Origin of the sequence: Candidatus Enterococcus murrayae, from assembly GCF_017315985.1 — a bacterium.
Taxonomy (GTDB): domain Bacteria; phylum Bacillota; class Bacilli; order Lactobacillales; family Enterococcaceae; genus Enterococcus_A; species Enterococcus_A murrayae.
In genome coordinates this window covers 23,688-30,449 of record NZ_JAFLVR010000033.1, presented here as the reverse complement: position 1 = coordinate 30,449, position 6,762 = coordinate 23,688, and the positions used below count along the sequence as shown (strand labels likewise).

General features: G+C 39.1%; 6 protein-coding genes. 2 read left to right on the top strand and 4 right to left on the bottom strand.

The window, feature by feature from the left end; all coding sequences use genetic code 11:
• Positions 1 to 266 precede the first annotated feature (266 nt).
• Positions 267 to 866: a TVP38/TMEM64 family protein gene (locus tag JZO85_RS14330; protein WP_207109211.1), complete on the top strand. Its 600-nt coding sequence runs from the start codon at positions 267 to 269 to the stop codon at positions 864 to 866.
• Between the two features lie 287 nt (positions 867 to 1,153).
• Entirely contained in the window at positions 1,154 to 2,722 is a 1,569-nt protein-coding gene (locus JZO85_RS14325; RefSeq protein WP_207109210.1) for a glycerophosphodiester phosphodiesterase family protein, read from the top strand.
• Positions 2,723 to 2,782: 60 nt separating this feature from the next.
• On the opposite strand, the gene JZO85_RS14320 is transcribed toward JZO85_RS14325, so the two are convergent.
• The 4 genes from JZO85_RS14320 to JZO85_RS14305 form a co-directional block, all read right to left on the bottom strand.
• Positions 2,783 to 3,583: an ABC transporter permease subunit gene (locus tag JZO85_RS14320; RefSeq protein WP_207109209.1), complete on the bottom strand. Its 801-nt coding sequence runs from the start codon at positions 3,581 to 3,583 to the stop codon at positions 2,783 to 2,785.
• Positions 3,576 to 4,487: an ABC transporter ATP-binding protein gene (locus JZO85_RS14315; protein ID WP_207109208.1), complete on the bottom strand. Its 912-nt coding sequence runs from the start codon at positions 4,485 to 4,487 to the stop codon at positions 3,576 to 3,578. The genes JZO85_RS14320 and JZO85_RS14315 overlap by 8 nt, the downstream gene beginning before the upstream one ends.
• Positions 4,488 to 4,875: 388 nt before the next feature.
• Positions 4,876 to 5,094 (bottom strand): hypothetical protein, encoded by a 219-nt coding sequence (locus JZO85_RS14310; protein WP_207109207.1) that lies wholly within the window; start codon positions 5,092 to 5,094, stop codon positions 4,876 to 4,878.
• 311 nt (positions 5,095 to 5,405) lie between these two features.
• On the bottom strand, positions 5,406 to 6,752 hold the full coding sequence (locus JZO85_RS14305; protein ID WP_207109206.1) for a glucose-6-phosphate isomerase: 1,347 nt from the start codon (positions 6,750 to 6,752) through the stop codon (positions 5,406 to 5,408).
• Between the last annotated feature and the right edge of the window lie 10 nt (positions 6,753 to 6,762).

Below are 6,762 nucleotides of genomic sequence, written 5' to 3'. Positions count from 1 at the left end.
CCTGTTCCTCTTTGTTTACAGCCCAACGTTGTAAGCGCGATCAATAAATATCTAAAAATATTTTAAGTTTCATTCGAAATTTCTAAATTACAACCTCAGACCTATGCATTTTATGAAATTATCCTATATACTTCATTTTAGAGAGACAAGAAATGTTCATTCTGCTGTTTCCGTTAAGATCATGTAACGGCGTGGAATGATCTCTATAAATAAAACTAATTTTCTTTTAGAAAAGAAATTCTTTAGGATAAAAGGAGCTGAATCAAATGAGTATTGTTCAATCCAGAAGGCTATTAAATATAATTTCATTGATGGGTATCGCCATAACCGTTAGTTTAACTATCTACTTCTATCGTTTGGGAGTCTTTAATGATATGAATTCCCTGAGAGAACTCGTCGGACACTCGCCAATCGCTGGGCCGCTCATTTTTGTTTTGATTCAAATCGTTCAGGTCGTAATACCAATTATTCCAGGCGGTATCAGTCTTGCAGCTGGCGTCTTGATTTTCGGTCCATACTGGGGCTTTGTTTATAATTATATCGGAATCGTAATTGGTTCCTTGATTTTATTCATGATGGGCAGACATTACGGCAAGCCCTTGATTATGCATCTTGTTAGTGATAAGGTATACCAAAAGTACAGTCATTGGCTAGATGATCAGCCTCGCTTTGAAAAACTGTTCGCTTTAGCGATTTTCTTACCTGTCGCACCTGATGACGCCTTGTGTTTGATGGCTAGTCTTACGAACATGTCCTTTAAAAAATACAGTGCGATCATCTTCTTAGCTAAACCAGCTTCGATCTTCTTATACAGCTTGGCTTTACTACAAGGTGGCAGCATATTATCCAGTTTACTCGTCCACTAATTTTTAGTGGACTTTTCTTTTTGCAAAATTTACTTTTCAGCTGATCTGCACCAGTCAAAAGGTCTAGCGAAATCATAGGACTGGATATCTGTTTCATTAGATAATTAGTGGATACAATCAAAGCTGCCTCCTAACCAAAATCTTCAATATTTTCACGTAAAAAGTTCATATATTTTTTACAACCTAACCAGATAATGGTTGATGAACTTCTATTTGCAAAATTCCATTTAATTAATCGATCGTTTTCTTCAAGAAGACTGATTTTTTATCGAATCACAGGAGGAACTATGAATCCCATACGTCAGCGTTTTGCTTATTTTTTTGGCACTTTTTCTCTCTATAACTTTCTAATTCTTAGCTTTGGTCTGCCTTTCTTAACCGAAGGACTCTTTTTATTTTTCCGTCAAAGCTTTCTAAATAATCTTTACTCTCCTTTTTATCTGCTTTTATTTTTTGCCTTAATTTTTCTTTTCGGAAACCTCTTTAGCCAGGTTCAGTCAAACGAAAGAGCCTTTCAAAACTTCTCTTTGAAGGCTTCATTTGTCAGCTTCGCTTTCTGGCTGCTTTTATCGCCGCTTTTTTTCTTTCGATTTTATCAGATGTTGCTGGTTTGGCAGCCGCTTCCGACGAAGATGCTCTCGCTTCTGTTTCTTCATCGCTGGAAAATACTGCCTGTCATACTCCTGCTTTACTTAATTGTCCTTTATTTTCTTTACCGCGCAATTTTAGTACCGAAGTATCTGAAGCAAAATAGTTCCATGAAAAAAAGTATTGTACTCAGCTGGCAAAAAACGAAAAAGAGCATCCCAAAACAATTAACGCTTTTTTTCCTGATCCCTGTGATCTTTTTAACCACCAGCTTATTAATCAAAATCGGCTTCATTTGGGCCACACAGCTGTTGACTAAACAGAGTACAGCAATGCTTCTATTATTGCTGTATCGGATAATCCAAAATGTTTTATGGGCGCTCTTTTTTCTTTATTTGGCTGCGCCTGACAAAGAACCGACGAGCGTCGAGCCTAAGACCAAAGGGTCGATCATTTGGCTAAGCCTATCGGTCATCGCTTGCCTTGGTCTTTATTCTCTGCATTACACCCATGCTTTCCAAATACAACGCGCGACGAATCCAGTAACAATCTCGCATCGAGGAGTCTCTGATCATAACGGTATACAAAATTCGATCGATGCACTGAAAAGAACTAGTCAACAGCTGCATCCGGACTTCATTGAGATGGATGTTCAAGAAACCGCAGATCATCAATTAGTCGTGATCCATGACGAAGATTTAAAAAAATTAGCTGATAAAAATCTACGCGTTGATGAAACGACGTGGAAAGAGTTAAAAAAAGTCACCTTAAGGGAAAATGGCTATACTAGTCAGATCCCCTTGTTCAAGGATTACTTGGCTGCCGCAAATCATTTGAACCAGAAGCTGCTGATTGAACTGAAAATCACTGCGAAAACAAAAAATTCGATCACCCATAAACTGCTGCCGCTAGAATCCGAACTGGCTAATCATGAACTGCAAAGTATGGATCTTGATACGGCTAATCAAATGAAAAAAGATTTTCCGAAACTAAAGGTTGGATATATTTTGCCCCACGATCTCTTAGGCAGTCCAAAAAACTCATTAGACTTCGTCAATATCGAATCTCGAACCGCAAACGGCGACTTAATTCAGGCTCTGCATCATCGCAATCAAGCTGTCTATGCTTGGCCTGTTAACTCTGAACGACAAGCCGCTACCCTGCGTTTCCAGCAGATCGATGGTATTCTGTCTGATGACATGAATGTCTTTTCTACCAAGTCTGAAGACATAAAAGCCAAAACTGCCAGCATTCTGCAATTTGATTAACGGCAAAAGCCCGCAAACATTCTCCCTCAAGGAAGTCTGTTTACGGGCTTTTATTCATTATTATTGTTCTAAGAGGCGTTCATAGGTAAATCCTGTCATAGCGTATCTCAGCAAAAGAAGAGCAATCAGCAGCAGGAGTATCCCGATTGAAACGACGATCCAACCACCAAAAACCAAAATACCAGTAAATTGACCGACCAGCAGGAAAGCCACCGGTATAATCAAAAAGGCTGCTTTTTGCTGCGATTCTTCGATTGTCATCGATTTCGCCGATCCTTTAACGATCAATACGATAGAAATGATCGTGATCGCTGGAACAATCAGCAGCATCACCCAGAGCCAATTGATACTCAAAGGAAGTAAAATCCCTTTAAGAATGTACATCTCTACTTCGACCACAATCACTGTCAAAACAAATGAGACATAGGTGATTAAAATACCGATAAAAAATGAAGCATAGACTTTTGCCTGAAAGATTTCACGAATCGACAACGGAGAATAAAATAAGGTTTCCAGCGTGCGTTTTTCTTTCTCTCCGACGAACGAACTGGCCGCCATAACACTAGCCGTCATGATAGGTATAATTAAAAAGAAGATCGGAATGACATTGTTAACCATCAGCATCAGCAGTTCATATACTAGCTGCTCTTGATCCAGCTTTTGAAAGTCTGGTACGATCCGAGCCATATCGGTAAATGAAGAGGAATCCGTTGGGCTTAACAAAATAGACAGCAGCATAATCGTGGGGAAAACAACTGAAAATAGTAACGGAAGAATCGTTAACACTGAAAAATAGCGCTTATTATCAGTGATTCCCTTAATATCCTTGATCATAATGGCTTTTTGTCGACTATTAAACATGCATTTTCCCTCCTTCTAACAAAGCAAAATAAATATCTTCTAATGAATAATCCAGCGGTGTAACCTGCGAGATATTTCCTCCCTGTTGGACGATTGCTTTTACTATCTGAGGAACCTCCGCCTTTTCTTGAAAGGCTAATTCATAAGTATTCTCTCCATTTTTTTTACTGTTGAGCATTTGCGGCATAACATCCGTTTCAACCAACAGCTTGTAGTGACTGAAGGTTTGTTGGCGTAAGTATTCTAAGCTGCCCAATGCCAGTAATTGACCATTGTCCATCAACCCATACTCATCACAGATTTCTTGTGCGTACCTTAATTGATGTGTGCAAAGAAACACCGTAGTCCCTTCTTTTTTGGAAAGTTCCAATAGAAGTTCATTCACACTTTTCGTGCTTTCTGGATCAAGCCCACTGGTAGGCTCGTCCAAAAATAGGACCCTCGGACGATGGATCAGGGTTCTTGCAAGAGACAGACGCTGCCGCATCCCAGTCGAGTAACTTTTCAGCTTCACTTCAGCTGCCTCTGACAAACCTAGCTTTTCCAGCAGCTCCATTCCTCTTGTTTCGCTTTCTGCCTTTGTCATCCCAAAAAGCTGACCAAAAAAACGAAGATTCCCAATCCCGGTCAACTGATCATACATTCCGGCATGTTCTGTTAAGACCCCTGTTGATTGATGGAGCTTCTCTGCCTGATTGACCGGATCAAGTCCCAAAACCCGAATCTCTCCTCCTGTCGGATTCAAAATACCGTTCAATAGCTTGACTGTCGTCGTCTTCCCTGCACCATTCGGTCCTAAAAAACCAAAAATTGTCCCTTCTGGAACCACTAAACTAATATCGTCTAAAGCTTTCTTTCCTTCGGTATATATTTTCTCTAATTGCTTGATCTCGATTGCATTCATCTATATCCCCTCGTTTCTACCCAGTAGCTAAAAATCCCTTAGCTTCTTATACTCTTATTGTATTTCTTATAATCTAAAGCTTCAATGGAATTGTTGTTAACTTTTGACGCTATAAATCACCTTACACGATACTCGATAATAAAAAGTCCTTCACAAACTCGTATGTCTTGTGAACACCGTGTAGGGACTATTCCACCTCAGCTGTTCAAAAATACCACTGTGTGTCTCAGCTATAAGAATAGAAAGCTCGATCATTAAGCCGGGCTCAGGCATCATTCAGTGTGTTTAACTGAGAAAATTGATACTTTCTAACAAAAAAACGGATCTCTTCTCAAGATCCGAATCTCTCTCCTATCAAGATAAATATTTCACATGCTTAAGTAAAGCTTTAAGCAGTACATTCGACTTCCACGCAAGCGTGAATATTCTCGTACTTCACTAATAAACGATTTTGCAGTTCAATCACAGCCGCACGATCTGCTGGTGCACAAGATACAACATTAATCAGCACCGTATTATTGTAAAGCTGCTCTACGACTCCTACAACCTCATTTTCTATACCAATTGCTTGGCATTCATAAGCAAGACCAATTTCAATAGTTTCCATAATAAATCCCCCTTTAATTCTACGTTTTTATAATAACATAAATACAATAAATTGAAAACGTTTTTTATTAGTTTTTTTGCTTTTATACCAAGGTATATATCGGAATTGTTAGAAAATTCGGAAAACACGAACATAAACAACTTAGGTTATTTTTAATCCGACGTTCATTTTTTATTTATCTTTATTTGTTTTAAACCGATTTCATTTATTCACCATTATGTTTTTTATCATTAATTTTGATTAGCTGTAAATTAATTTTACTAGACCAATTAAAAAGAGCCCTCGCGATGCGAGAGCTCTTTGACTAGCTTTTACAGCCGATTATTCAAATCTTTTGCTAAATCTTCAAATCCTGGTTTTCCAAGCAAAGCGAACATGTTTTTCTTGTAAGCTTCTACACCTGGCTGGTCAAACGGATTAACCCCTAACAGGTAGCCGGAAATACCCACAGCGATTTCAAAGAAGTACATTGCATAACCTAAAGTATAAGCATCCATTGTAGGAATGTTCAATACAAAGTTAGGTACACCGCCATCTGTATGGGCTAATAATGTTCCTTGGTAAGCTTTAGAGTTAACAAAGTCTACGTCTTTACCTTCTAAGTAGCCTAAACCATCTAAATCGGATTCTTGTGAAGGGATTGACACAGATTTACGCGGTTTTTCCACTTTCACGATTGTTTCAAAGATGTTGCGACGACCTTCTTGGATGTATTGTCCAAATGAATGCAAGTCAGTTGAGAAGTTGGCACTTGATGGGTAAATGCCCTTCAAATCTTTCCCTTCTGATTCGCCGTATAATTGTTTCCACCATTCGTTGAAATATTGCATACCTGGTTCATAATTGACTAAGATTTCAGTCACTTTGCCCTTACGGTATAAAATATTACGAAGAGCTGCATATTGATATGCTTCGTTCTCTTCTAAGTTTTCACTTGAGTATGCTTCGCGAGCGTCTGCCGCACCTTGCATCAAGGCATCGATATCCGCACCGCTTGCTGCGATTGGCAATAAGCCAACTGCTGTAAGAACAGAGAAACGTCCGCCAACATCATCAGGAATAACAAAAGTTTCCCAACCTGCTGCATCTGCCTCAACCTTAACTGCTCCGCGTGCTTTATCTGTTGTTGCATAGATACGTTTGTTGGCTTCTTCTTCACCGTATTTTTTGATCAATAATTCTTTGAAGACACGGAATGCGATTGCTGGTTCAGTCGTTGTTCCTGATTTAGAAATCACATTAACTGAGAAATCACGGTCGCCGATAACTTCGATCAAGTCAGCGATGTACGTTGAGCTGATTGAGTTTCCAGCAAAGAATACTTGTGGTGCTTTGCGATCTTCTTTATCCAACACATTGAAGAAACTTTGGTGTAAGAATTCGATTGCCGCGCGAGCACCAAGATAAGAACCACCGATACCGATAACTACTAATACTTCAGAATCTGATTGGATTTTTTCAGCTGCCTTTTTGATGCGAGCAAATTCATCTTTATCATAGTTTACCGGAAGATCGATCCAGCCTAGGTAATCATTTCCTGCGCCAGTACCTTCCCGTAATTCTTTGTGAGCAAGAGCTACTTCAGATTTGATGTAGTCCATTTCATGTTCGCTCACAAATGGTGCTACTTTCGAATAATCGAATTGAATGTGTGCCATTGTTTTTCCT